Raw genomic sequence first — 23,042 nt, 5'->3', positions numbered from 1 at the left:
GCTCGGCCGCTCACCGGGCGCCGTCGCCACCCCGCCACCCGATCGACGGGACCGGGCATTAGCGTTCACGGTGATCGCCCCCGCGCGGCGGGCGGCGGTGACCGGGACGGATGGAAGGAGCCGCGCATGCGGGCTGTGGTGTTCGAGCGGTACGGGGAGCCGGCCGAGGTCCGGGAGGTGCCCGACCCGCGGCCCGCCGACCACGGCGTGGTGGTCCGCGTCGAGGCCACCGGCCTGTGCCGCAGCGACTGGCACGGCTGGATGGGCCACGACCCGGACATCACCCTGCCGCACGTTCCGGGCCACGAACTCGCCGGTGTCGTCGAGGAGGCCGGCGCCCGCGTCACCCGGTGGAGCCGCGGCGACCGGGTGACCGTGCCCTTCGTGTGCGGTTGCGGCAGCTGCCCGTCCTGCGCGGCGGGCGACCACCAGGTCTGCGAGCGCCAGACCCAGCCCGGCTTCACGCACTGGGGCTCCTTCGCCCAGTACGTGGCGCTGGACCACGCCGACGTGAACCTGGTCGCGATCCCCGGCGACCTGTCCTACGCCACCGCCGCCGGCCTCGGCTGCCGGTTCGCCACCGCGTTCCGGGCGGTCGTGCAGCAGGGCCGGGTCGCGGCGGGGGAGTGGGTGGCCGTGCACGGCTGCGGCGGGGTGGGCCTGTCCGCGGTGATGATCGCGGCGGCCTCGGGAGCGCGGGTCATCGCCGTGGACGTCGCTCCGAAGGCCCTGGACCTGGCGCGGACGTTCGGCGCCGCCGCGTGCGTGGACGCGCGGGACACCCCGGACACCGCTGCGGCGGTCCGGGAACTGACCGGCGGCGGGGCGCACCTCTCCCTCGACGCCCTCGGTTCCCCCACCACCTGTGCCGCCTCGGTGAACGGCCTGCGCCGCCGCGGCCGGCACGTCCAGGTCGGCCTGCTGCCCTCGGCGGACGGCACGACCCCCGTCCCCCTGGCCCGCGCCATCGCCCTGGAGCTGGAACTGCTCGGCAGTCACGGCATGGCCGCCCACACCTACCCCCCGATGCTGGAGCTGGTCCGGGCGGGCGTACTCCGGCCCGACCTGCTGGTGACGTCCACGATCGTCCTGGACGCCGTACCGGACGCGTTGGCGGCGATGGGGGCGGCGCCGGCCGCCGGGGCCACGGTCATCGAGCCGTGGCGGTGAGGGCGGCCCACTCCCGGTCCAGGAGCGCCATCAGCACCTCGTCCACCCAGCCCCCGTCCCGCGGCGCGGCCTCCCGCCGTACGCCCTCCACCACGAAGCCGACCTTCTCGTAGACGCGCCGGGCCCGGGCATTGTCGCCGTACAGCTCCAGCTGGATGCGGTGCAGGCCCAGGTGCCCGAAGCCGTGGCCGACGATCAGGCGGGTCGCCTCGGTGCCCAGTCCGCGGCCGCGGCCCCGGGGGCCGATCAGGGTGCGGAAGGTGCAGGTGCGGGTGTGCGCGTCGTACTCGTGGAGGACCACTTCGCCGACCAGTTCGCCGGTGGCCCGGTCGGTGACGGCGAGGTCGAGGCGGTCGGGCTGCGCGGAGCGCGTGGCGTACCAGGAGCGCAGCCGCTCCAGGGTGAGTTCGCCGTTCGCCGGGAAGGTGAAGCGGACGACCTCGGGGTCCCTGATGATCTCCCACATGGTCTCGGCGTCCGCCTCGGTGAACGGCCGCAGCACGGTCGTCTCGCCGGTGAGCCGCGGTTTGAAGGAGAAGCCGGAGAAGCCCGAGAAGCCGGAGAGGTCCATGCACGGCACTGTGCCCCACCCGGAGGTGGGGCACGGAACGGTTTTCCGGTGGGGCGGTCGGTCCCCGCGGAACGGTCCTCCGGGCGGGCGGTCGGTCCCGCACGGTTCGGTTTCCCGTCGGGACGGTCAGCCCCGGCGGCCCCGGTTTCCGGGCCGTGCGGCGACCCAGGTGCGGACGGTGTCGGCGTACCAGTAGGGCTTGCCGCCCTCCACGTGGTCGGGCGGGGGAAGCAGTCCGTGCTTGCGGTAGGACCGCACGGTGTCCGTCTGCACCTTGATGTGTGCCGCGATCTCCTTGTAGGACCAGAGCCTTCGGTCGGTCATGAGACGCACCTCCGTGCGCGTGCGGGCGGCGGCCGGGAGGCCGCCGGGGGGAGCCCGGCGCTGCGCTGGCGATCACCAGGCCTGTGCCCGCTCAACGACGCACGGTGACAGAGGGGAAGCGGCTGTCGACAGCGTGCGACGTGGCGTGAACGTAGCCGCGACATCGGTGACGGGAGGCGGACTTTCGTGACGTGAGTGTCACAAAAGAACCCAAGAGGTGCGAGGGGCGGGAGGGCCGCGCCCGGCCGCCTCCGCCCCGTTCCGCTCTTGCTCCGTCCGCGGCCGCCTACGCCCCGCAGGACCGCAGGAACGCCCGGGTCCGCCGGGCGATGGGCAGCGGCGCGTCCGGCTCGCACGGGTACATGTCCTGCTCCACGATCGCGAACAGGTCGACGTCCAGCTTCTGCGCGGCCTCCAGCACGGGCCCCAGGGCCGGCACCCCCGAGGGCGGCTCGCACATCACCCCGCGCGCGACGGCCGGCCCGAAGGGCACCTCCTGCGCCCGCACCTGCGCGAGGATCTCGGGGTCGACCTGCTTGAGGTGCAGGTACCCGATCCGCTCCCCGTAGGTCTCGATCAGCTTGACGCTGTCGCCGCCGCAGTAGGCGTAGTGCCCGGTGTCGAGGCACAGGGACACCAGGTCCGGGTCGGTGCCGTCCAGGAACCGGACGACGTTCTCCTCGCTGTCGATGTGGGTGTCGGCGTGCGGGTGGACCACGATCTGCAGCCCGTACCGCTCCCGCACGTGCTTGCCGAGCCGCTCGGTCAGCGAGGTGAGGTTGCGCCACTGTTCGGGCGTGAGCGTGTCCGGCTCCAGCACCTCGCCGGTCTTGTCGTCCCGCCAGAAGGAGGGGATGACCACCAGGTGCCGGGCCCCCATGGCCTGCGCGAGCACCGCGTTGTCGGCGACGTGCGCCCAGGTCTTCTCCCACACGGCCTCGCCGTGGTGCAGCCCCGTGAACACCGTGCCGGCCGACACCTTCAGGCCGCGCCTGGCGGTCTCCTCGGTGAGGACGGCGGGATCGGTCGGCAGGTAGCCGTAGGGGCCGAGTTCGATCCACTCGTAGCCGGAGAGCGCGACCTCGTCGAGGAAGCGCTGCCAGGGCACCTGCCGCGGATCGTCCGGGAACCAGACGCCCCAGCTGTCGGGGGCCGAACCGACCCGGATGCGGGAAAGTGAGGGCTGAGGTGACAACGACGTCATGGCCGTCAGCGTGCGGTCTGGCCACAGGGGTGTCAAGAGCTGGTCCGAATGTCTGGACAAAACATTGACAGGGTCCGTCGTGCGGGACTAGAAAGCCGTGGAGAGCCGATACGAAGGGAACTCGATGGCCTACGACCTGATCACCATGGGGCGGATCGGAGTGGACCTCTACCCGTTGCAGACGGGCGTGCCGCTGCCGCAGGTCACGTCCTTCGGGAAGTTCCTGGGCGGCTCCGCCACCAACGTCGCGGTCGCCGCCGCCCGCCTCGGCCGGACCACCGCGGTGATCACCCGCACCGGCGACGACCCCTTCGGCACCTACCTCCACGAGGCCCTGCGCGACTTCGGCGTCGACGACCGCTGGGTGACCCCGGTCCCCGGCCTGCCGACCCCCGTCACCTTCTGCGAGGTCTTCCCCCCGGACGACTTCCCGCTCTACTTCTACCGCCTGCCCAAGGCGCCCGACCTGGAGATCGACGCCCACGACCTCGACCTCGACGCCGTCCGCGAGGCTCGCGTCTTCTGGGTCACCGGCACCGGCCTGAGCGAGGAGCCCAGCCGTACGGCGACGCTGGCCGCCCTCGCCCACCGCGCCAAGGCCGGCACCACCGTCTTCGACCTCGACTGGCGGTCCATGTTCTGGTCCGACCCGGACGCGGCCCGCCCCTTCTACGCCGAGGCCCTGAAGCACACCACCGTCGCCGTGGGCAACCTGGACGAGGTGGAGGTCGCCACCGGGGTGCGCGACCCGCACGACGCCGCCCGCGCCCTCCTCGACGCCGGGGTCGAACTCGCCGTCGTCAAGCAGGGTCCCAAGGGCGTCCTGGCCGTCAGCGGCGCGGGCGAGCGTGCCGAGGTCCCGCCGCTCCCCGTGCACGTCCTCAACGGCCTCGGGGCCGGCGACGCCTTCGGGGGCTCCCTCTGCCACGGCCTGCTCGCGGGCTGGGACCTGGAGAAGACCATGCGCCACGCCAACGCCGCCGGCGCCATCGTCGCCTCCCGCCTGGAGTGCTCCTCCGCCATGCCGACGCCCGCCGAGATCGAGGAAGCGCTCACCGCCGGAGCGGTGCTGTGAGGGCGGGCCGCGGGGCGGCGACCCCGCCGCCGGACACCGGCCCGGCAGCCACGGCCGCGACCGTCCCCGCCCCCACCCCCGCTCCCACGACCGTCGACGTCTCCGAACTGGTCCGCCTGCGCACCCACCGCCCCGAGGCGGTCGCCGAGGCCGCCGCCCGCCGCACCCGCCGCCCGCTCGTCGACACGACCGGCCGGCTGATGATCGTCGCCGCCGACCACCCGGCCCGCGGCGCCCTCGGCGTCGGCGGCCGCAAGCTGGCCATGGCCAACCGCGCCGACCTGCTGGAACGCCTCTGCCTGGCGCTCGGCAGACCCGGCGTGGACGGCGTCCTCGCGACCGCCGACATCCTCGACGACCTGCTCCTTCTCGGCGCCCTCGACGGCAAGGTCGTCATGGGCTCGATGAACCGCGGCGGCCTCCAGGGCGCCCGCTTCGAACTCGACGACCGCTTCACCGGCCACCGCGCCGAGGACATCGAGCGGCTCGGATTCGACGCGGGCAAGCTGCTCCTGCGCATCGACTACGACGACCCGGGCTCGCTCACCACCCTGGAGTCCACCGCCCGCGCGATCGACGACATGGCGGCCCGCCGGCTGCCCCTCTTCGTCGAGCCGTTCATCAGCCGGCGCGCCCCGGACGGAAAGCTGGCCAACGACCTCTCCGCCGAGGCCGTCACCAGGTCGATCGCCATCGCCTCCGGCCTGGGCGGCACCTCCGCCTACACCTGGCTGAAGGTCCCGGTCACCGACGACCCCGACGACATGGCCGAGGTCATGGCGACCTCCACGCTCCCCGCCGTCCTGCTGGGCGGCGAGGTGGGCGACGACCAGGACGGCGCGTACGAGAAGTGGCGCGGCGCGCTGCGGCTCCCCACCGTCCGCGGCCTGGTGGTCGGCCGTTCGCTGCTGTACCCGGCGGACGGCGATGTGGCCGCCGCCGTGGACACCGCCGTAGGACTGCTGTGAGGGCCGCGTCGACCGCGAGCGTCGCGGGGAACGTGAGGGTGGCGGGGAACGTGAGGGTGGCAAGGAGCGTGAGGGCCGCATGAACGACCGGTTGTACATTCCGCACGGCAGCACCGCCGACCCGCGGCACGTGCTCGACATCGGCCCCGAGCGGGCCGGCTGGACGCACAGCAGTCTGCGGATCGTCGAGCTGCCGCCGGGCGGCACCCATGACTTCACCACCGGTGACAGCGAGTGGATCGTGCTTCCGCTGGACGGCGGATGTACCGTGCGCACAGCCGACGAAGAGTTCCAACTCCTGGGCAGGGAAAGCGTGTTCGCGTCGGTCACCGACTTCGCGTACGTTCCCCGCGACGCCCGGGTCCAGATCGCCTCCGGCGCGGGAGGCCGCTTCGCCCTGGCAGGAGCGAAGTGCGAGCGCCAACTCCCCGCCCGCTACGGCCCCGCGCCGGAGGTCCCCGTCGAGGAACGCGGCAGTGGCGACTGCGCCCGCCTGGTGCGCAACTTCGCCTCCGCCGACGCCTTCGACTGCGACAAGCTGATCGCCGTCGAGGTCGTCACCCCCGGCGGCAACTGGTCCTCGTACCCGCCGCACAAGCACGACGAGCACCGGCCGGGCGAGGAGTCGGAGCTGGAGGAGATCTACTACTTCGAGATCGACGGCCCCGACGGCTTCGGCTACCAGCGCGTGTCCCCCTCGCGCGAGGGCGGCTCCGACGTCCTCGCCGAGGTCCGCTCCGGCGACGCCGTCCTGGTCCCCGACGGCTGGCACGGCCCGTCGATCGCCCAGCCCGGCCACGCCATGTACTACCTCAACGTCATGGCCGGACCCGGCGAGACCCGCGAGTGGCGGATCTGCTTCCACCCGGCCCACACCGCGACCACAGGGGGTTACCGATGACCACCAGGCTCACCGTGGCCCAGGCGCTGGTGCGCTTCCTCGCCGCCCAGTACACCGAGCGCGACGGCGTGCGGCGGCGGCTGATCGGCGCTACCTGGGGCATCTTCGGCCACGGCAACGTCGCCGGTCTCGGCCAGGCGCTCGTCGAGTACGCCGACGAGATGCCCTACCACCAGGGCCGCAACGAGCAGTCCATGGTGCACGCGGCCGTCGGCTACGCCCGCCAGTCCAACCGCCTCTCCACGCACGCGGTGACCACCTCCATCGGCCCCGGCGCGACCAACCTGGTCACCGGAGCCGCCCTGGCGACCGTCAACCACCTCCCGGTCCTCCTCCTGCCCGGCGACACCTTCGCGACCCGGGTCGCCGACCCCGTCCTCCAGCAGCTCGAAGTCCCCTACGCGGGCGACGTGTCGGTCAACGACGCGCTGCGCCCGGTGTCGAGGTACTTCGACCGCGTCACCCGCCCCGAGGCCCTGATCCCGGCCGCCCTCCAGGCGATGCGGGTGCTGACGGACCCGGTGGAGACGGGCGCGGTCACCCTCGCGCTGCCCCAGGACGTCCAGGCCGAGGCCCACGACTGGCCCGACGAGTTCTTCGCCGAGCGCACCTGGACCGTACGGCGTCCGGGCGCCGACCCCACCGAACTCGCCGAGGCGGTGACCGCCGTCCGTGCGGCGAAGCGCCCCCTGCTCGTCGCGGGCGGCGGCGTCCACCACAGCCGCGCCGAGGAGGCCCTCGCCGAGTTCGCTGCCGCCACCGGCATCCCGGTCGCCTCCACCCAGGCCGGCAAGGGCTCGCTGCGCCACGACCACCCCCAGGACGTCGGCGGCGTCGGCCACACCGGCACCGCGACGGCGGACGAACTGGCCCGCACCGCCGACCTGGTGATCGGCGTCGGCACCCGCTGGACCGACTTCACCACGGCCTCGAGCACCCTCTTCGGCCACCCCGGCGTCCGCTTCCTCAACCTGAACATCGCGCCCTACGACGGCCACAAGCTCGCCGGGATGCCGCTCGTCGCGGACGCCCGCAGCGGCCTCCAGGAGCTGACCGAGGCCCTCGGCATGCACGGCCACCGCGTCGCGGACGCCTACCTCGCCGAGTACGCCGAGGACAAGGAGCGCTGGGAACAGCGCGTCGACGCCTGCTACGAGGCCGAGGAGCCCGACGTACGCCCGACGCAGCCGCAGGTGCTCGGCGCGCTGGACGCGATCGTCGACGAGTCGGACGTGATCATCAACGCGGCCGGCTCGCTCCCCGGCGACCTGCACAAGCTGTGGCGGACCCGCTCGCGCGACCAGTACCACCTGGAGTACGGCTACTCCTGCATGGGCTACGAGATCCCGGCCGCGATCGGCGTGAAGCTCGCCGCGCCCGACCGGCCGGTGTGGGCGCTGGTCGGCGACGGCACCTACCTGATGATGCCGACGGAGATCGTCACGGCCGTGCAGGAGGGGATCGCGATCAAGATCCTGCTCGTGCAGAACCACGGCTACGCCTCCATCGGCGGTCTGTCCGAGGAGACCGGCGGCGAGCGCTACGGCACCGCCTACCGCTACCGGGCCGACGACGGGACGTTCACCGGCGCCCCGCTCCCCGTCGACCTCGCCGCCAACGTGGCCAGCCTCGGCATGCGCGTCCTGCGCGCGAGGACCGTCCACGACCTGCGCGAGGCCCTCGCCGAGGCGCGCGCCGCCGACACTCCCACTTGTGTCTACGTCGAGACCCGAACGGCAGACACTGTGTCGGGCGCGCCTCCGGCGCAGGCCTGGTGGGATGTACCCGTGGCCGAGACCGCGACCCGAGCGTCCGCGGTGAAGGCCCGTGAGCTGTACGAACGGCACGTCTCGACCCGACGCCGCCATCTGTGAAGGAGTACTCGGTCATGACGAAGATCGTCAACCACTGGATCGGCGGCAAGTCCGTCGAAGGCGCGTCGGGTACGTACGGGCCGGTCACCGACCCGGCGACCGGCGCGGTCACCACCAAGGTCGCGTTCGCGACCGTCGACGAGGTCGACGCCGCCGTGGCCGCCGCCAAGGACGCCTACGTCACCTGGGGACAGTCCTCGCTGGCCAGGCGGACGGAGATCCTCTTCCGCTTCCGCGCCCTGCTCGACGCCAACCGCGACGCGATCGCCGAGCTGATCACCGCCGAGCACGGCAAGGTGCACTCCGACGCGCTCGGCGAGGTCGCCCGCGGCCTGGAGATCGTCGACCTGGCCTGCGGCATCAGCGTCCAGCTGAAGGGCGAGCTGTCCACGCAGGTCGCCAGCCGCGTCGACGTGTCGTCGATCCGGCAGCCGCTGGGCGTCGTCGCCGGCATCACGCCGTTCAACTTCCCGGCCATGGTGCCGATGTGGATGTTCCCGATCGCCATCGCGTGCGGCAACACCTTCGTGCTGAAGCCGAGCGAGAAGGACCCGTCGGCGTCCCTGAAGCTCGCCGAGCTGCTCGCGGAGGCCGGCCTGCCGGACGGCGTCTTCAACGTCGTCCACGGTGACAAGGTCGCCGTCGACCGGCTCCTGGAGCACCCGGACGTCAAGGCCGTCTCCTTCGTCGGCTCGACCCCGATCGCCCGGTACATCCACACCACGGCCTCGGCCAACCACAAGCGCGTCCAGGCCCTGGGCGGCGCCAAGAACCACATGCTGGTCCTCCCGGACGCGGACCTGGACGCGGCGGCGGACGCGGCGGTCAGCGCGGCCTACGGCTCGGCCGGCGAGCGCTGCATGGCCATCTCGGCCGTGGTCGCGGTCGGCGCGGTCGGCGACGAGCTGGTGGCGAAGATCCGCGAGCGCGCCGAGAAGATCAGGATCGGTCCCGGCAACGACCCGTCCTCCGAGATGGGCCCGCTCATCACCAAGGCCCACCGCGACAAGGTGGCGTCGTACGTCGAGGGCGCGGCCGCCGAGGGGGCCGAGGTCGTCCTGGACGGCACCGGCCACACCGTCGAGGGCTTCGAGGACGGCCACTGGATCGGCATCTCGCTGCTCGACAGGGTGCCGACCACCGCGAAGGCCTACCAGGACGAGATCTTCGGCCCCGTCCTGTGCGTCCTGCGCGTGGACACCTACGACGAGGGTGTGGCGCTGATCAACGCGTCGCCCTTCGGCAACGGCACCGCGATCTTCACCCGCGACGGCGGCGCCGCCCGCCGCTTCCAGCTGGAGATCGAGGCCGGCATGGTCGGCGTGAACGTCCCGATCCCGGTCCCCGTCGGCTACCACAGCTTCGGCGGCTGGAAGGACTCCCTCTTCGGCGACCACCACATCTACGGCAACGACGGCACGCACTTCTACACCCGCGGCAAGGTCGTCACCACCCGCTGGCCGGACCCGGCCGACGCCCCGTCGGGCGTCGACCTGGGCTTCCCGCGCAACCACTGACCCGGCGGCACGGTGCCCCGTCCCCTCGCGGGGCGGGGCACCGCCGTGTCACTGCGCCGCGCCGCTCTCCTTGAGAGCCTCGGTGAGGTCGCCGGTCTGCGCGGCCGGCGGGGCCTTCACCGCGGCCGTCTCGCCGAACTTGTCGAAGTCCATGGTGACCTTGATGGTGCCGAACTCCTGGATCATGCGGACCGGAAGGTCCTTCGCACCCACCCAGACCTCCATCGTGAGGGAGGTGGCACCCGAGCCCGTGAGGGTTCCGAAGGCGTCCTTGAACTTGCCCATCTGCTCCTGGCCGACGACGGCCCGGTAGTGGGTCGTGGCCTTCCCGTTCACCGTCTCCGGACCGAGGTCCTCGACGTCGTCGGCGTACTTCAGGCCCTTCATGGACGCCGACGGGCTGCCGTTGCTGCCGCTGAGGGCCTGCGCGCCCTGCTCGCCGAACACGGCCGAGCTGTCGACCTTCATCCACTCCTTGCCCTCCAGGGGGCCGGTGGTCTGCGGGTCGACGTCGTAGTAGTACGCCCCGTCCACGAACAGCATGCGCGTCGTCGGAGCGTCCTGGAGCTGCTGCATCTGCGCGGCGGCGGTGTCCATCTCGACGTCGAACGCGTACCCGTCGCCCCAGGAGTAGGTGCCCTCCATGGTGACCGGGGCGCCGGTGCCCATGTCGGTGGTCATCCGCACCTCGGCCGAGCCGAGCTGCTCGGTCCGGTCCGTCGCGCGCGTGAGCGCCGCCATGATCTGCTCGGAGCTGTCGGCCACCTCGGCGGCCTTGCGCGCGGTGTCCCTGACCGGGTCGGAGCTGCACCCGGTGGCCGCCATCAGTGCCGCCGCCGTGAACCCCACCCAGGCAGCGGTGTACTTGACCTTCATTCGTCCCCACCCCGTTGCTGTGAACCGTCTGTGTCCCAGACTCTAGGGCCTCTCGTTTGGATCATGCCGGGCTCGCGGGGCCTGGCACCGTCCCTCGCCGCGTTGTCGTCGGTTGCCAGGGCTCCGCCATGGCGCCCTCCTCCGCCTTGCGATGAACGGCACCAGGCCCCGCTCCCTGATCCGGCCTGATCCAAACGAAAGACCCTGGCGGCCCCCACCGACACGTCCGGATAGCGGACGGCGGCACGTTTTTTCACCCCCTCCCCTACGGTTCCCGTACGCCCCACCACCCCTTCGGGGCTTGCCTGTCGCTGCGGAATACCTCCATCAACTCACCCATGGTCAACGGATTCCGTAGATGAACACCTATTGACGCAGTGGTTTTCGTCGAGGTTCCATGCAGCGCCGGGAGCGGCCACAACGAGTACCACCCCAGCCGCCGGAGGCGATAGCGCTCCCGACCGAACCTCGCCGCACCAGTCGATCGGAACTCCATGACCGACACGCTCCGCCCCGCCCAGGCCCCCGCCGACGGGACCGCCGTCCCCGACGCCCAGGACGGCCCCCAGAAGCTCAAGCGTTCCATCGGAGTGGTCGGCGGCACCCTGCTGACCCTGTCCTGCGTGACCCCCGCCTCCACCCTGTTCGTCGTCGTGCCCGACCTGTTCGGCTCGCTCGGCACCGCGACCGCCCTCACGATCGCGATCGGCTCCCTCCTCTGCGTCGCGGTGGCGTTCTGCTACTCGGAACTGGGCACCCTCATCCCCAGCGCGGGCGGCGAGTACGCGATGGTCTCCACGATGGCCGGGCGGCTCGCGGGCTGGCTGGTGTTCGTCCTCTCCCTCCTGGTCGTGATGATCGTCCCGCCGGTGATCGCCATGGGCACGGCCGACTACCTGGCCCCCGTCGTCCACCTCGACCCGTCGCTGGCCGGCGCCGCCGTGATGCTGCTCGCCACCCTCGCGGGCCTGCTCGACCTGCGCGCCAACGCCTGGATCACCGGCGTCTTCCTGGTCCTGGAGGTCATCGCGGCGGCCGTCGTCGCGGTGCTGGGCTTCGCGCACAGCGAGCGCGGCGCCGGCAGCCTGGTCTCCCTGGAGGTCGCGGGCGCGGACGGCCACGCCGACACCGTGACGGCCATGCTGATCGTCTCCGGCCTCGCCATCGCCCTCTTCGTCACCCAGGGCTTCTCCACCGCCGTCTACCTCTCCGAGGAACTGGAGAACCCGCGCCGCAACGTCGCCCGCACGGTGCTGGCCACCCTCGCCATCTCCACCGTGATCATCCTCGTCCCGGTCGTCGGCATCACCCTCGGCGCCTCCGACCTCACCGAACTGACCGGCGGCGACATCGGCGCCATGGTGACCGCCTGGTCCAACTCCGCCGTCGGCACCTTCGTCAGCCTCTGCGTGGCCCTCGCCATCGTCAACGCCGGCATCGTCATGGTCATCCAGAACTCCCGCGTCCTGTTCGCCTCCGCCCGCGACCAGGCCTGGCCGCAGCCGGTCAACACCGTCTTCGCCAAGCTCGGCCGCTTCGGCTCCCCGTGGGTGGCCACCCTCGCCGTCGGCGTCCCCGGCGCCCTGCTCTGCTTCGTCGACCTGGACACCCTGTACGGCGTCACCGGCGTCTCCGTGACCGGCATGTACCTGCTCGTCGCGGTCGCCGCACTGCTCTCCCGCCGCGGCCACCACCGCCACACGCACGCCTGGCGCATGCCCCTGTGGCCGGTCGTCCCGGCCCTCCTGATCGCGGTCCTGGCCTACATCCTGACCCAGCAGGAGACCGTCTACCTGCTGTGGACCGGCGGCATCACCGTCGCGGCCAGCCTCTACTGGGCGTTCTACCTCCGGCCCCGTCCCACCACCCGCTGGCTGGTGTCGGTCCCGGACGACGCGCGGGACTGACCCGTACCGCGCCTGCTGTACGCCGGCACCCCGCCGTACACCCACGGGAGGTCGGGGAGTTCGGTCTCCGGTCGACAACTCCCCGACAGTTTCACCCCGTACCGTTGACGCATGGATCTTCGACTGCGCGGACTGCGGCGGCCGCGGCGGATCATCGCCGCCGCGGCCGCCGTCGCCGTGCTCGCCGCCGGCGGCACCTGGACGGCCGTGGCCTCGGACGACACGCCCCCCGTGCACCGCGCCGACCGGGTCATGGCCGTGAACGGCGTGCGCCTGGACACCTCCTGGTTCACCTCCGGCGGCTCCGGCCGCCGCCCCGCCGTCCTGCTCGGACACGGCTTCGGCGGCAGCAAGGAGGACGTCCGCGAGCAGGCGGAGGACCTGGCCGCCGACGGCTACGCGGTACTGACCTGGTCCGCACGCGGCTTCGGCAGGTCCACCGGGAAGATCGGACTGAACGACCCCGAGGGCGAGGTCGCCGACGTCTCCCGGCTGATCGACTGGGTGGCGAAGCAGCCCCAGGTCCGGCTCGACAAGGCCGGCGACCCGCGCGTGGGCCTGGCCGGCGCCTCCTACGGCGGCGCGATCGCCCTGCTGGCCGCCGGACACGACGACCGCGTCGACGCCATCGCCCCCGCGATCACCTACTGGAACCTCGCCGACGCCCTGTTCCCCGGCGGCGTGTTCAAGAAGCTGTGGACCGGCGTCTTCTTCAACAGCGGCGGCGGCTGCGCCGAGTTCGAGCCCGCGCTGTGCGCGATGTACGAGCGGGTCGCCGAGTCCGGCACCCCCGACGCCGCCGCCCGCGCACTCCTCGAGGAGCGCTCCCCGTCCGCCGTCGGCGACCGCATCGAGGCGCCCACCCTGCTGCTCCAGGGACAGACCGACTCCCTCTTCACCCTCGCCCAGTCCGACGCGGCCGCCAGGGCGATCCGCGCGAACGGCGCCCCCGTCGACGTCGACTGGATCGCGGGCGGCCACGACGGCGGCGATCTGGAGGCGAGCCGCGTCCAGGCCCGCGTCACCTCCTGGTTCGACCGTCACCTCAAGGACGACGAGGGCGCCGGCACCGGTCCCGCCTTCCGGATCACCCGCACCGGAGGCGTCGACTCCACCGACGGCGCCGCCCTCCTGCGCGGCGCGAGCGGCGACACCTACCCCGGCCTCACCGGCGGCGCCCGCCCGATCGCCCTCACCGGCCGCGAGCAGTCCTTCGCCAACCCGCCCGGTGCCAGTCCGCCCGCCGTCTCCGCCCTGCCGGGACTCGGCGGCGGCGGCCTCTCCCAGCTGTCCTCCCTCGGCGTCGGCGTCTCCCTCGACTTCCCCGGCCAGTTCGCCGCCTTCACCTCCGCCCCCCTCACCGCGGACCTGCGCGTCACCGGCTCCCCGACGGCCACCGTCCACGTCAGGTCGACCAGCGAGGACGCCGTCCTGTTCGGCAAGGTCTACGACGTCGGCCCGGACGGCCGGCAGCAGGTGCTGCCCTCCCAGCTGGTCGCCCCGATCCGCGTCGAGGGCGCCAAGGCCGGCAAGGACGTGACGCTCACCCTCCCGGCCGTCGACCACGAGGTCGACAAGGGCCACCGCCTGCGCCTGGTCCTGGCCTCCACCGACCTCGGCTACGCCTCCCCGGCCGCCCCGGCGACGTACACCGTCTCCCTGAAGGGCGACCTGAAGGTGCCCACCGCCGCCGGCGTGAGCACCGCGGCCGCCCCGCTGCCGTCCTGGGTGTGGTGGCTGCCCCTCGCGGGCGCGGGCCTCGCCCTGGCCCTGCTGCTCACGGGCCGCCGCCGCACCGCGACCCCGGCCCCCGACCCGGAGCTGGCCGAGGTCCCGCTCCAGATCACCGACCTGAGCAAGAAGTACGCGGGCGGTGACCGCTACAGCGTCCGCGACCTCTCCTTCCGCGTCGAGAAGGGCCAGGTCCTCGGCCTGCTCGGCCCCAACGGCGCCGGCAAGACGACCACCCTGCGCATGCTGATGGGCCTCATCAAGCCGGACGGCGGCGAGATCCGCGTCTTCGGCCACGCCATCCGCCCCGGCGCCCCCGTCCTCTCCCGCGTCGGCGCCTTCGTCGAGGGTGCCGGCTTCCTCCCCCACCTGTCCGGCCGGCAGAACCTGGAGCTGTACTGGCAGGCCACCGGCCGCCCGGCCGAGGACGCCCACCTGGACGAGGCCCTGGAGATCGCCGGCCTCGGCGACGCCCTGGCCCGCGCCGTGCGCACCTACTCGCAGGGCATGCGCCAGCGCCTGGCCATCGCCCAGGCCATGCTCGGCCTGCCCGACCTGCTCATCCTCGACGAACCGACCAACGGCCTGGACCCGCCCCAGATCCGCGAGATGCGCGAGGTGATGATCCGGTACGCCGCCGCGGGCCGCACGGTGATCGTCTCCAGCCACCTGCTGGCGGAGGTCGAACAGACCTGCACCCACCTCGTGGTCATGGACCGCGGCCGGCTCGTCCAGGCGGGCCCGGTCGGCGTGATCGTCGGCTCCGGCGACACCCTCCTCGTCGGCACCGCCCACCCGGTGGAGGAACCGGTCGCGGAGAAGGTGGCCGCGCTGCCCGGCGTCGCCTCGGCCGTCCGCACCGACGACGGACTCCTCGTCCGCCTCGACACCGACGGCAGCGCCCAGCGCCTGGTCGCCGAACTGGTGCGGCTCGACGTGCCCGTCCGGTCGGTCGGCCCGCACCGCCGCCTGGAAGACGCCTTCCTCACCCTGATCGGAGGCTCCGCATGAGCACGACGACCGAGCCGGACCGGCACACCGGACCCACCGCGCCCGTCACCACCGCCACCGCCCCCGCCTCCGGCTACCACGCCGCGCGCACCCTGCCGTTGCGCGTCGAACTGGCCCGCCAGCTCAAGCGCCGCCGCACCCTGGTCATGGGCGCCGTCCTCGCCGCTCTGCCGTTCGTCCTCGCCGTCGCCTTCGCGATCGGCGGCGAACCGGGCGGCGGCGAGGGCGGCGACCGGATCAACCTGATGGACACGGCCACCGCGTCCGGCGCCAACTTCGCCGCGGTCAACCTGTTCGTCTCCGCGGGCTTCCTGCTGGTCATTCCCGTGGCCCTGTTCTGCGGCGACACCGTGGCCTCGGAGGCCGGCTGGTCCTCCCTGCGCTACCTCCTCGCCGCCCCCGTCCCGCGCGCCCGCCTGCTGTGGTCCAAGCTCGTCGTCGGACTCGGCCTGAGCCTGGCCGCGATGGTCCTGCTGCCGCTGGTCGCCCTCGCCGTCGGCACCGCCGCCTACGGCTGGGGCCCCCTGGCGATCCCCACCGGCGGCGCCCTCGACGCGGGCACCGCCGCCCAGCGGCTCGTGGTGATCGTCGGATACGTCTTCGTGTCCCAGCTGGTCACCGCCGGGCTCGCGTTCTGGCTGTCGACGAGGACCGACGCCCCGCTCGGCGCGGTCGGCGGCGCGGTCGGCCTGACCATCGTCGGCAACGTCCTGGACGCCGTCACCGCCCTCGGCGACTGGCGCGACTTCCTGCCCGCGCACTGGCAGTTCGCGTGGGCCGACGCCATCCAGCCCACCCCCGAGTACGCGGGCATGATCCAGGGCACCGTCGTCTCGGTGACGTACGCGCTCGTCCTGTTCGCCCTGGCCTTCCGCGGCTTCGCCCGCAAGGACATCGTCTCGTAGACGTCCGGGGCATCCGGAAGATCACCCACCGGTCTCGACGGCCGCCCGTCGTGCCCTCTTCGAGACCCATCCGCAACACCCCGTGCCGCACGTTCGGGCCCCCGGTGGCGTCACAGTCGCAGAAGCCGACGCCAACGACCGCAGGGGGAACCGCAGATGGAGACGACCCACCGCATCCGGGGACTGCTCGCCGGCACGGCCGCCGCACTGGTGCTGCTCACCGGCTGCAGCGCGAGCGGCCCGCACGGCAGCGCCGACAGCGCCAAGCGCGGCGGGGGCCACCCCGCCCCCGCCGACGCCGACACCGCGCCCCGGGACCAGGAGCGGGAACCCGCCCGGGACCACCTCTCGACCTTCGCCCTGGACGTCGACACCGCCTCCTACGGCTACGCCCGCCGCGCCCTCGCCGACGGCGACAGCCCCGACCCGTCGACGATCCGCCCCGAGGAGTTCGTCAACAACTTCCGGCAGGACTACCCACGCCCGAACGGCAACGGCTTCTCGGTCACCGTCGACGGCGCCCGCACCGGCGAGGACTGGTCCCTCCTGCGCGTCGGCCTCGCCACCCGCGCCACGACCGCCACCGGCGACCGCCCGCCCGCCGCCCTCACCTTCGTGATCGACATCTCCGGCTCGATGGCCGAACCCGGACGCCTCGACCTCGCCAAGGAGTCCCTCGGCACGATGACCGACCGGCTGCGCGACGACGACTCCGTCGCCCTCGTCACCTTCAGCGGCGAGGCCGAGACCGTGCTGCCGATGACCCGCCTCGGCGACCGCCGCGGCCGTGTCCACGACGCCGTCGACAGCCTGGAGCCGACCGACTCCACCAACCTCGGAGCCGGCGTCGAGACCGGCTACGCCACCGCCGTCGAAGGACTGCGCAAGGGCGCCACCAACCGTGTCGTCCTCGTCTCCGACGCCCTCGCCAACACCGGCGACACCGACGCCGACACCATCCTGGAACGCGTCGCGGGCGCCCGCCGAGACCACGGCATCACCCTCTTCGGCGTCGGCGTCGGCAGCGACTACGGCGACGCCCTGATGGAACGCCTCGCCGACCGGGGCGACGGCCACACCACCTACGTCTCGGACGACGCCGACGCCGAGAAGGTCTTCTGCGAGGAACTCCCGCTCCACGTCGACCTGACCGCCCGCGACGCCAAGGCCCAGGTCGCCTTCGACCCGCGCACGGTCGAGGAGTTCCGCCTCGTCGGCTACGACAACCGCCGGGTCGCCGACGACGACTTCCGCGACGACAGCGTCGACGGCGGCGAGGTCGGCCCCGGCCACACGGTCACCGCGCTGTACGCCGTCCGCACCCGGCCCGGCGCCGAGGGCCACCTCGCCACGGCCACCGTCCGCTGGCTCGACCCCGCCACCCGCACCCCGCACGAGTCCTCGGGCCAGGTGGAGACGGACGCCCTGCACGCGGACCTGCCGAGCGCCCCCGCCCGTTTCCAGGTCGCCGCCACCGCCGCCTACTTCGCCGACGCCCTGCGCTCCGGCGACGACCGCTTCGGCACCCTGCCCGACGCCCCGTCCCTCACCGAACTCGGCAGGACGGCCCGCACCCTGGCGAAGCGGACCGAGGACCCGGAGGTCGGCCGCCTCGCCGACACGATCGACCTGGCCCGCCGGGACGGCGGCCGGTAGCCGGACCGGCACGTGGAAGGGGCGGGCACCGGTACCGGTGCCCGCCCCTTCCACGCGTCGGCGTCAGTCCTCGCTGTTCGCGGACAGGACCGACACGTCCTCCAGGAGGTGGGCCAGCGCACCGTCGCGCTTGGTCTGGGTGGAGTTCTCGGCGCACTGCTGCGTCAGGTCGTCCGACAGGATCGGGATGTTCTGGACCGGGACGAGGTTGACGACGGCGACGGGAATGTCGTTCACGGCGATGCACGGCTTGTTGAACGAGCCCTGGATGAGCGCCATCTGCGGGCTCATGCTGCCGTACGTGGCGGAGTTGCCGTAGCTCTGCATCGCGCCGTTGCCGTTCGCCAGCGTGGGGCCGCTGTCGTCGCCGATCGCCAGAGCCTGCGGAGCGGCGGCGGCGGAGACTCCCATGACGGAAGCGGCGATTGCCGTAGTGGCAAGAACCTTCTTGAACACTGGTCTGTCCTTTCTGCGGAAACCCCGTCCACCGGAGCCTCCTGGTCAACTCCGAACAGGCGAACCGGTTTCTCCCGTTCACCCGGTTGGCTCATGTCCACGGGCGGCGAGCGGTCCGTCCCGGACCGATTCCGCGGCTTTGCGGCCAACCGGGTGAACCCCCGCAACCAAAACCCCTGAGCAGGGTTGATCTCGCCGTAGGACAGTGCGTCGCTACGACGAAAGGAACGCGAAGTGCTCAAGAAGGCAATGGTCGCTGCGGCGGCCGCCGCTTCTGTCATCGGTATGTCGGTTGCGGCCGCTCCCCAGGCTCTTGCCACGGGTGACGACTCGGGACCCACCGTGTCCAACGGCAACGGAAGTTCGTCGGCGTTCGGCAACTCGTCCACCAAGGGCGACATGAGCCCCCAGCTCTCGCTGGTCGACGGCTCGCTCAACAAGCCCTGTGCGGCCCTCGACGACATCAACGTCGCCGCCGTCAACCTCGTCCCGATCCAGGATGTCCCGATCCTGTCGGACGACCTGACGCAGCAGTGCTCCGACAACTCCACCCAGAGCAAGCGCGACGGTGCCCTGTCGCACATCCTGGAGGACCTGTCGGTCCTGTCGGCGAACGGCGGCTGAGACCGATTCGTCCCGCGCGCGGCCCGCTGAGTTCGTTGCGGGCCGCGCGTTCGTGTCCGGCGCGGTTGCTCCCGACGGGGGAGTGGAGCGTCTCGGGGTGGGGCATTCGCGTGAATTCGCCGTGTCGCGGGTTCCGTGGTCGCTTCGGTCGTCAATTCCTCGTGTGCAGGCTGTGGTCATGGTGCGGGCCGTCCCCGTTGTGCCCGCTCGGTTCCGACCGTCACCCAGGCGTGACCGCAGAGAAGGGAAAATCATGAAGAAGACCGCTGCTGTCGTCGCAGGTCTGGTTCTGGCCCTCGGCGGGGCTGCCCCCGCTTTCGCCGACTCCGGTGCCAACGGCACGGCCATCGGCTCCGGTGGTGTCCTCTCCGGCAACGTCATCCAGGTGCCGATCCACATTCCGGTCAACGTCTGCGGCAACAGCGTCAACGTCATCGGTCTGCTGAACCCGGCAGCCGGCAACGTCTGCGTCAACGACTGACCGAAAGCGAAAGCCCTGCCGGCCGCCTGGCCGGATCGAGGCCGGCCCCGGACACCGAGTGGTACGTCCAGGGCCGGCTTTTCCCACTTCTTCAAGCAGGAAGACCACGAGATTGCGACAGACCCTGAGCAGGGGAATGGTCGCGGCCGCCGCCGCGACGAGCATTCTGGCCCTGTACGGAGGTTCCGCCCTGGCCGACTCGCACGCGGGCGGCACCGCTAGGAACTCGCCCGGAGCCGTGTCGGGCAACGGCGCTGAGGCCCCGCTGACGGCCCCGGCGAACGCCTGCGGCGACTCGGTCGACGTCGCCGCCGCCCTGACCCCGGCCTTCGGCGACTCCTGTGCGCACACCTCCGGGGACGAGGAGAAGGACCGCTCCCCCGAGGCACCGCCGTCCGGTGACGACGAGCCGGGCCACGCCGGCTCCGAGTCCGGCGGTGCGGAGCCTGGCTACGGCGCTTCCGAGTCCGGCGAGGACCAGTCGGGTTACGGCGGTTCTGAGTCCGGTGATGAGGAGCCTGGTTACGGCGGTTCTGAGTCCGGTGATGAGGAGCCTGGCTACGGTGGCTCCCAGTCCGGCGAGGATCAGTCGGGCTATGGCGGTTCTGAGTCCGGTGAGGGCAAGCCGGGTTACGGCGGTTCTGAGTCCGGCGAGAGCAAGCCGGGTTACGGCGCTTCCGGGTCCGGTGATGCGGAGCCTGGCTACGGCGCTTCTGAGTCCAGCGAGGATCAGTCGGGCTACGGCGGTTCTGAGTCCGGCGAGGACAAGTCGGGCTACGGCGGTTCCCAGTCTGGCGAGAGCAAGCCGGGTTACGGCGCTTCCGGGTCCGGTGATGCGGAGCCTGGCTACGGCGCTTCCGAGTCCAGCGAGGATCAGTCGGGCTACGGCGGTTCTGAGTCCGGCGAGGACAAGTCGGGCTACGGCGGTTCTGAGTCTGGCGAGAGCAAGCCGGGTTACGGCGGTTCTGAGTCCGGTGACGAGGAGCCTGGCTACGGTGGCTCCCAGCCCAGCGAGGACCAGCCGGGTTACGGCGCTTCCGAGTCCGGCAAGGACGAGCAGGGCTACGGCCACTCCCAGCCAGGCGACGACGAGTCCGGTTACGGCGAGTCCGGTTACGGCCCCGAGGAGGACTGCGGGGGCTACGGGGACACCTGCGGCGGCGAGACGACCCCGCCCCCCGGTGGGCACACGTCCCCGCCTCCGGGACATCACACGCCGCCGCCTCCCGGTGAGCACACCCCGCCCCCGCCCGGTGATCACTCCACCCCGCCTCCGCCTTCCGGTGAGCACCCGACTCCGCCGCCCGGCGGGAACCGGCCGGAGCTGCCGCAGACCGGTAGCGGGGCTCTGCTCGCCGCCTCGGGGGTCAGCGCCGTGCTGATCACCGCGGGCGCCCTGCTGTACCGACGGGGCCGCGCCGCCTCCCGTCGCTGACGGCGCCGGGCGCCGGGCGCCTCGCACGCGCCCGGCGCCCGTGCCGGTCCCCGGGCTCGCGGGCCGAGCCCGGCGGCTGCGGCACGGGACGCCACCGACAGGCCGTACGGCCCGGACCCCACCACCGGCGGGTCGTAGGTCAGCGGCTGCTCGCTCTCTCGTCGTCGGCCGGAACGGCCGACGTCCGCGGTGGGTACGGCACCTCGGGGAGGCCGGTCGAGGACGGCGGCGGCGGGCCCTGGCGGACCACGCGGGGCCGGACGCCGGTCGCGCCCGCCGCGCCCGCCGCGCCCGCCGTGCCGGTCCGGCGCAGCCGGCCCAGCAGACGGCGGGTCACGTGGGCGGTCCACAGGTTCCACATGGCCCGGCCGGGAGCGGTGTCGTCCCCGGCGTGCCAGGCGAGTTCGCGGCTGGCGGGGGCGGTCCTGCGCAGGGCGGTCAGCGGCGCGTAGTTCTCCACGACGAAGGTCCGCCCGGGGAGCGCCCGGCCGTCCGGCAGCGGACGGTGCGTCAGGTCGAGGTGCTGGGCGCGCACGACGTCGAGGCCCGCGGTGTCGGTGAAGAGGGGGCGGCGCCGGGCGGTGGCGGGGGATGCAGCCGACCGACGAACCGGGATCTGCGGACGGGACTTCGGGTCGCCTCGGCGACCAGATGGACGTCGATCCCGGCCCTGCCGAGCGAGCACACGGCCCCCAGGGTTCCGTGATGGAAGGGATTCCGGTCGATGCGCAGGAGTACGGCGGGGACGCGGGTGTCGAGCTGCGACACGTCTTCTTCCTTCGGTTGTCTCACCGGTGCGGGCCATCGGGACACCCGAAAGCCGTAACGCCGGTGGCGTGGTTCCTTTTCCTGTGACTTTCATATGACTGCGTGTCAGTCATGCGCTCGCGCACCGGTGACAGCACGAGAGCGGCGACAAGGAGCAGGCATGACCCCACAGCAGCGACGTGCCCGGTCCCGGCGGCCGGCCGTCGTCGTCGCGGCGGCGGTCGCGGTGGCGGCGGCACTGGCGTCCGGTCCCGGATTCGCCGCGGGCGCGGGCGCGGGCGTGGGGGTGGGCGTGGCGCGGGTCGCCGGTTCTCCCGCTCCCACGCCGAGCGTCCCCGTCACCGCCGGACCGGGGACCTCCGCCGGACCGGCACCGGCCACGCCCCCCGTGGGCACCCCGGCACCGACCGCGAGCCCGAGCGTGACGCCGGCCCCGTCCCGGACCCCGGCCGCGACCGGCACTCCGTCGCCGGCGCCGACCGCGAGGTCCGGACCCGCCTTCGGCGCCTACCTCGACTACGGTCCGCTGGGCGTGGCCCGGATGGCCCGGCTCAGCGGCTGGCTCGGCGGCGCCGAGCTGCGCGTCGGCCACACCTACCTGCCGGGCGACCTGTGGAGCAACATCGAGGGCCGGCCCGGCTTCCTCGACGCGTGGGCCCACTGGCGGACCGAGAAGGACGACCGGATGCTCGTCCTCAACGTCCCCATGCTGGAGCGCAACGAGGAGGGCGTGCCCGACGCAGAGGTGCGCCGACTGCTGCGGCAGGGCGCGGAGGGCCGGTTCGACCACCACTTCCGCGCTCTGGCCGAGCGGCTGGTGAAGGCGAACGTGCCGGACACGGTGATCGTGCTCGGCTGGGAGATGAACGGCATCACGTACACCCACCGCTGCGGACCGGACCCGCAGGCCTGGAAGACGTACTGGAAGCGGATCGTCACCACCATGCGGGCCGTGCCGGGCCAGAAGTTCAGGTTCGACTTCACGCCGAACCGTGGCCGGGACGCCGTTCCCTGGACCGAGTGCTATCCGGGGGACGACACCGTCGACATCATCGGAATGGATTCCTACGACCAGCCGAGCGGAATCTCCTTCGACGAGCAGGTGACGGAGCCCTACGGACTCCAGGCACACGTGGACTTCGCCAGGAGCCACGGCAAGCCCGTCTCCTATCCGGAATGGGGCCTCTTCCGCAACGGTGACAACCCCGAGTACATGCGGCGCATGCTCGCCTGGATGGACGAGCACGAACCGCTGTACAACACGGTGACCGACTACTGCCCGCACGGTGTGTGGCAGTGCTCGAAGAACCCCGAGGCGTCGGAGGTCTACCGTGCGGTCCTCTCCGGCCGCACCGACGGACCGGCGACCGGGCCGACGGCCACGGTCCCGCCCGCACCGGCGACCTCCCCGCCCTCGACCGCGCCCACGACCGAGCCGTCCCCGCGGCCCACGGTGGACTGCTCGCCGCTGGACCTCGGCGACTGGGCCGAGTACTGGATGGGCGGCAAGCCGTGCGTGCGCCTGAACGGGTGGCTGCGCGGCTCCTGAGCCGTCCCCGCGGAGCGCCCCCACCGGCGGCAGGTCCAC

At 72.6% G+C, this 23,042-nt stretch carries 20 protein-coding genes; 14 read left to right on the top strand and 6 right to left on the bottom strand.

All coding sequences use genetic code 11. The annotated features are described in order from the left end of the window. The first annotated feature begins 126 nt into the window (after nt 1-126). Nucleotides 127-1,170: a zinc-dependent alcohol dehydrogenase family protein gene (locus ACH4N1_RS03390; protein ID WP_398094158.1), complete on the top strand. Its 1,044-nt coding sequence runs from the start codon at nt 127-129 to the stop codon at nt 1,168-1,170. Here the strand turns inward: ACH4N1_RS03390 and ACH4N1_RS03385 are convergent. From ACH4N1_RS03385 to ACH4N1_RS03375, 3 genes are all read right to left on the bottom strand, one after another. Next, nucleotides 1,151-1,741, bottom strand: a complete 591-nt coding sequence (locus tag ACH4N1_RS03385; protein WP_398094157.1) for a GNAT family N-acetyltransferase — start codon at nt 1,739-1,741, stop codon at nt 1,151-1,153. The two genes, ACH4N1_RS03390 and ACH4N1_RS03385, sit on opposite strands and share 20 nt — an antisense overlap. A gap of 126 nt (nt 1,742-1,867) precedes the next feature. After that, on the bottom strand, nt 1,868-2,065 hold the full coding sequence (locus tag ACH4N1_RS03380; RefSeq protein ID WP_398094155.1) for a helix-turn-helix transcriptional regulator: 198 nt from the start codon (nt 2,063-2,065) through the stop codon (nt 1,868-1,870). A 286-nt stretch (nt 2,066-2,351) separates the two neighbouring features. Continuing rightward, nucleotides 2,352-3,269 (bottom strand): sugar phosphate isomerase/epimerase family protein, encoded by a 918-nt coding sequence (locus ACH4N1_RS03375; protein WP_398094153.1) that lies wholly within the window; start codon nt 3,267-3,269, stop codon nt 2,352-2,354. A 124-nt stretch (nt 3,270-3,393) separates the two neighbouring features. Here ACH4N1_RS03375 and iolC point away from each other — a divergent pair, with 124 nt between their 5' ends. The 5 genes from iolC to mmsA all read left to right on the top strand — a co-directional run bounded on the left by iolC (nt 3,394) and on the right by mmsA (nt 9,604). Further along, nucleotides 3,394-4,344 (top strand): 5-dehydro-2-deoxygluconokinase, encoded by a 951-nt coding sequence (gene iolC, locus ACH4N1_RS03370; RefSeq protein ID WP_398094151.1) that lies wholly within the window; start codon nt 3,394-3,396, stop codon nt 4,342-4,344. Next, complete coding sequence (locus ACH4N1_RS03365) at nt 4,341-5,312, top strand: deoxyribose-phosphate aldolase (protein WP_398094150.1); 972 nt, start codon at nt 4,341-4,343, stop codon at nt 5,310-5,312. Before iolC ends, ACH4N1_RS03365 begins: the two co-directional genes overlap by 4 nt. A 79-nt stretch (nt 5,313-5,391) precedes the next feature. Continuing rightward, entirely contained in the window at nt 5,392-6,213 is an 822-nt protein-coding gene (gene iolB, locus ACH4N1_RS03360) for a 5-deoxy-glucuronate isomerase (protein ID WP_398094148.1), read from the top strand. Next, complete coding sequence (gene iolD, locus ACH4N1_RS03355; RefSeq protein ID WP_398094146.1) at nt 6,210-8,087, top strand: 3D-(3,5/4)-trihydroxycyclohexane-1,2-dione acylhydrolase (decyclizing); 1,878 nt, start codon at nt 6,210-6,212, stop codon at nt 8,085-8,087. Before iolB ends, iolD begins: the two co-directional genes overlap by 4 nt. Before the next feature lie 14 nt (nt 8,088-8,101). Then, nucleotides 8,102-9,604 carry a CoA-acylating methylmalonate-semialdehyde dehydrogenase gene (gene mmsA, locus ACH4N1_RS03350; protein WP_398094144.1) on the top strand — a complete coding sequence of 501 codons (1,503 nt, stop codon included), beginning with the start codon at nt 8,102-8,104 and terminating at the stop codon, nt 9,602-9,604. A 48-nt stretch (nt 9,605-9,652) separates the two neighbouring features. On the opposite strand, the gene ACH4N1_RS03345 is transcribed toward mmsA, so the two are convergent. Further along, nucleotides 9,653-10,480, bottom strand: a complete 828-nt coding sequence (locus ACH4N1_RS03345) for a hypothetical protein (RefSeq protein WP_398094142.1) — start codon at nt 10,478-10,480, stop codon at nt 9,653-9,655. A 494-nt stretch (nt 10,481-10,974) separates the two neighbouring features. On the opposite strand from ACH4N1_RS03345, the gene ACH4N1_RS03340 reads away from it, so the two are divergent. From ACH4N1_RS03340 to ACH4N1_RS03325, 4 genes are all read left to right on the top strand, one after another. Next, nucleotides 10,975-12,387, top strand: coding sequence for an APC family permease (locus ACH4N1_RS03340; protein WP_398094141.1), 1,413 nt, complete (start codon nt 10,975-10,977; stop codon nt 12,385-12,387). Nucleotides 12,388-12,498: 111 nt separating this feature from the next. After that, nucleotides 12,499-15,129 carry a CocE/NonD family hydrolase gene (locus tag ACH4N1_RS03335; protein ID WP_398094139.1) on the top strand — a complete coding sequence of 877 codons (2,631 nt, stop codon included), beginning with the start codon at nt 12,499-12,501 and terminating at the stop codon, nt 15,127-15,129. Further along, nucleotides 15,126-16,034, top strand: coding sequence for an ABC transporter permease (locus tag ACH4N1_RS03330; protein ID WP_398094138.1), 909 nt, complete (start codon nt 15,126-15,128; stop codon nt 16,032-16,034). The genes ACH4N1_RS03335 and ACH4N1_RS03330 overlap by 4 nt, the downstream gene beginning before the upstream one ends. 156 nt (nt 16,035-16,190) lie before the next feature. Next, nucleotides 16,191-17,690, top strand: a complete 1,500-nt coding sequence (locus ACH4N1_RS03325) for a von Willebrand factor type A domain-containing protein (protein WP_398094136.1) — start codon at nt 16,191-16,193, stop codon at nt 17,688-17,690. A gap of 63 nt (nt 17,691-17,753) precedes the next feature. Here the strand turns inward: ACH4N1_RS03325 and ACH4N1_RS03320 are convergent, their stop codons facing one another. Next, a complete protein-coding gene (locus ACH4N1_RS03320) occupies nt 17,754-18,146 on the bottom strand; it encodes a rodlin (protein WP_398094135.1) in 393 nt (130 codons plus the stop codon). Between the two features lie 234 nt (nt 18,147-18,380). Between ACH4N1_RS03320 and ACH4N1_RS03315 the strand changes: the two genes are divergently transcribed. The 3 genes from ACH4N1_RS03315 (at nt 18,381) to ACH4N1_RS03305 (ending at nt 20,686) form a co-directional block, all read left to right on the top strand. Then, a complete protein-coding gene (locus tag ACH4N1_RS03315) occupies nt 18,381-18,770 on the top strand; it encodes a rodlin (protein WP_398094133.1) in 390 nt (129 codons plus the stop codon). Between the two features lie 253 nt (nt 18,771-19,023). After that, entirely contained in the window at nt 19,024-19,251 is a 228-nt protein-coding gene (locus ACH4N1_RS03310; RefSeq protein WP_398094132.1) for a chaplin, read from the top strand. A 112-nt stretch (nt 19,252-19,363) separates the two neighbouring features. After that, nucleotides 19,364-20,686: a chaplin family protein gene (locus ACH4N1_RS03305; RefSeq protein ID WP_398094131.1), complete on the top strand. Its 1,323-nt coding sequence runs from the start codon at nt 19,364-19,366 to the stop codon at nt 20,684-20,686. Nucleotides 20,687-20,825: 139 nt separating this feature from the next. Here the strand turns inward: ACH4N1_RS03305 and ACH4N1_RS03300 are convergent, their stop codons facing one another. Beyond that, entirely contained in the window at nt 20,826-21,221 is a 396-nt protein-coding gene (locus ACH4N1_RS03300) for a hypothetical protein (protein WP_398094129.1), read from the bottom strand. Nucleotides 21,222-21,614: 393 nt separating this feature from the next. Here ACH4N1_RS03300 and ACH4N1_RS03295 point away from each other — a divergent pair, with 393 nt between their 5' ends. Further along, entirely contained in the window at nt 21,615-23,003 is a 1,389-nt protein-coding gene (locus ACH4N1_RS03295; RefSeq protein WP_398094127.1) for a glycosyl hydrolase, read from the top strand. Nucleotides 23,004-23,042: the final 39 nt, after the last annotated feature.

The organism is Streptomyces sp. NPDC017202 (genome assembly GCF_044331705.1).
In the GTDB taxonomy this organism is placed as follows: domain Bacteria; phylum Actinomycetota; class Actinomycetes; order Streptomycetales; family Streptomycetaceae; genus Streptomyces.
This window is presented reverse-complemented; position numbering and strand designations above follow the sequence as displayed.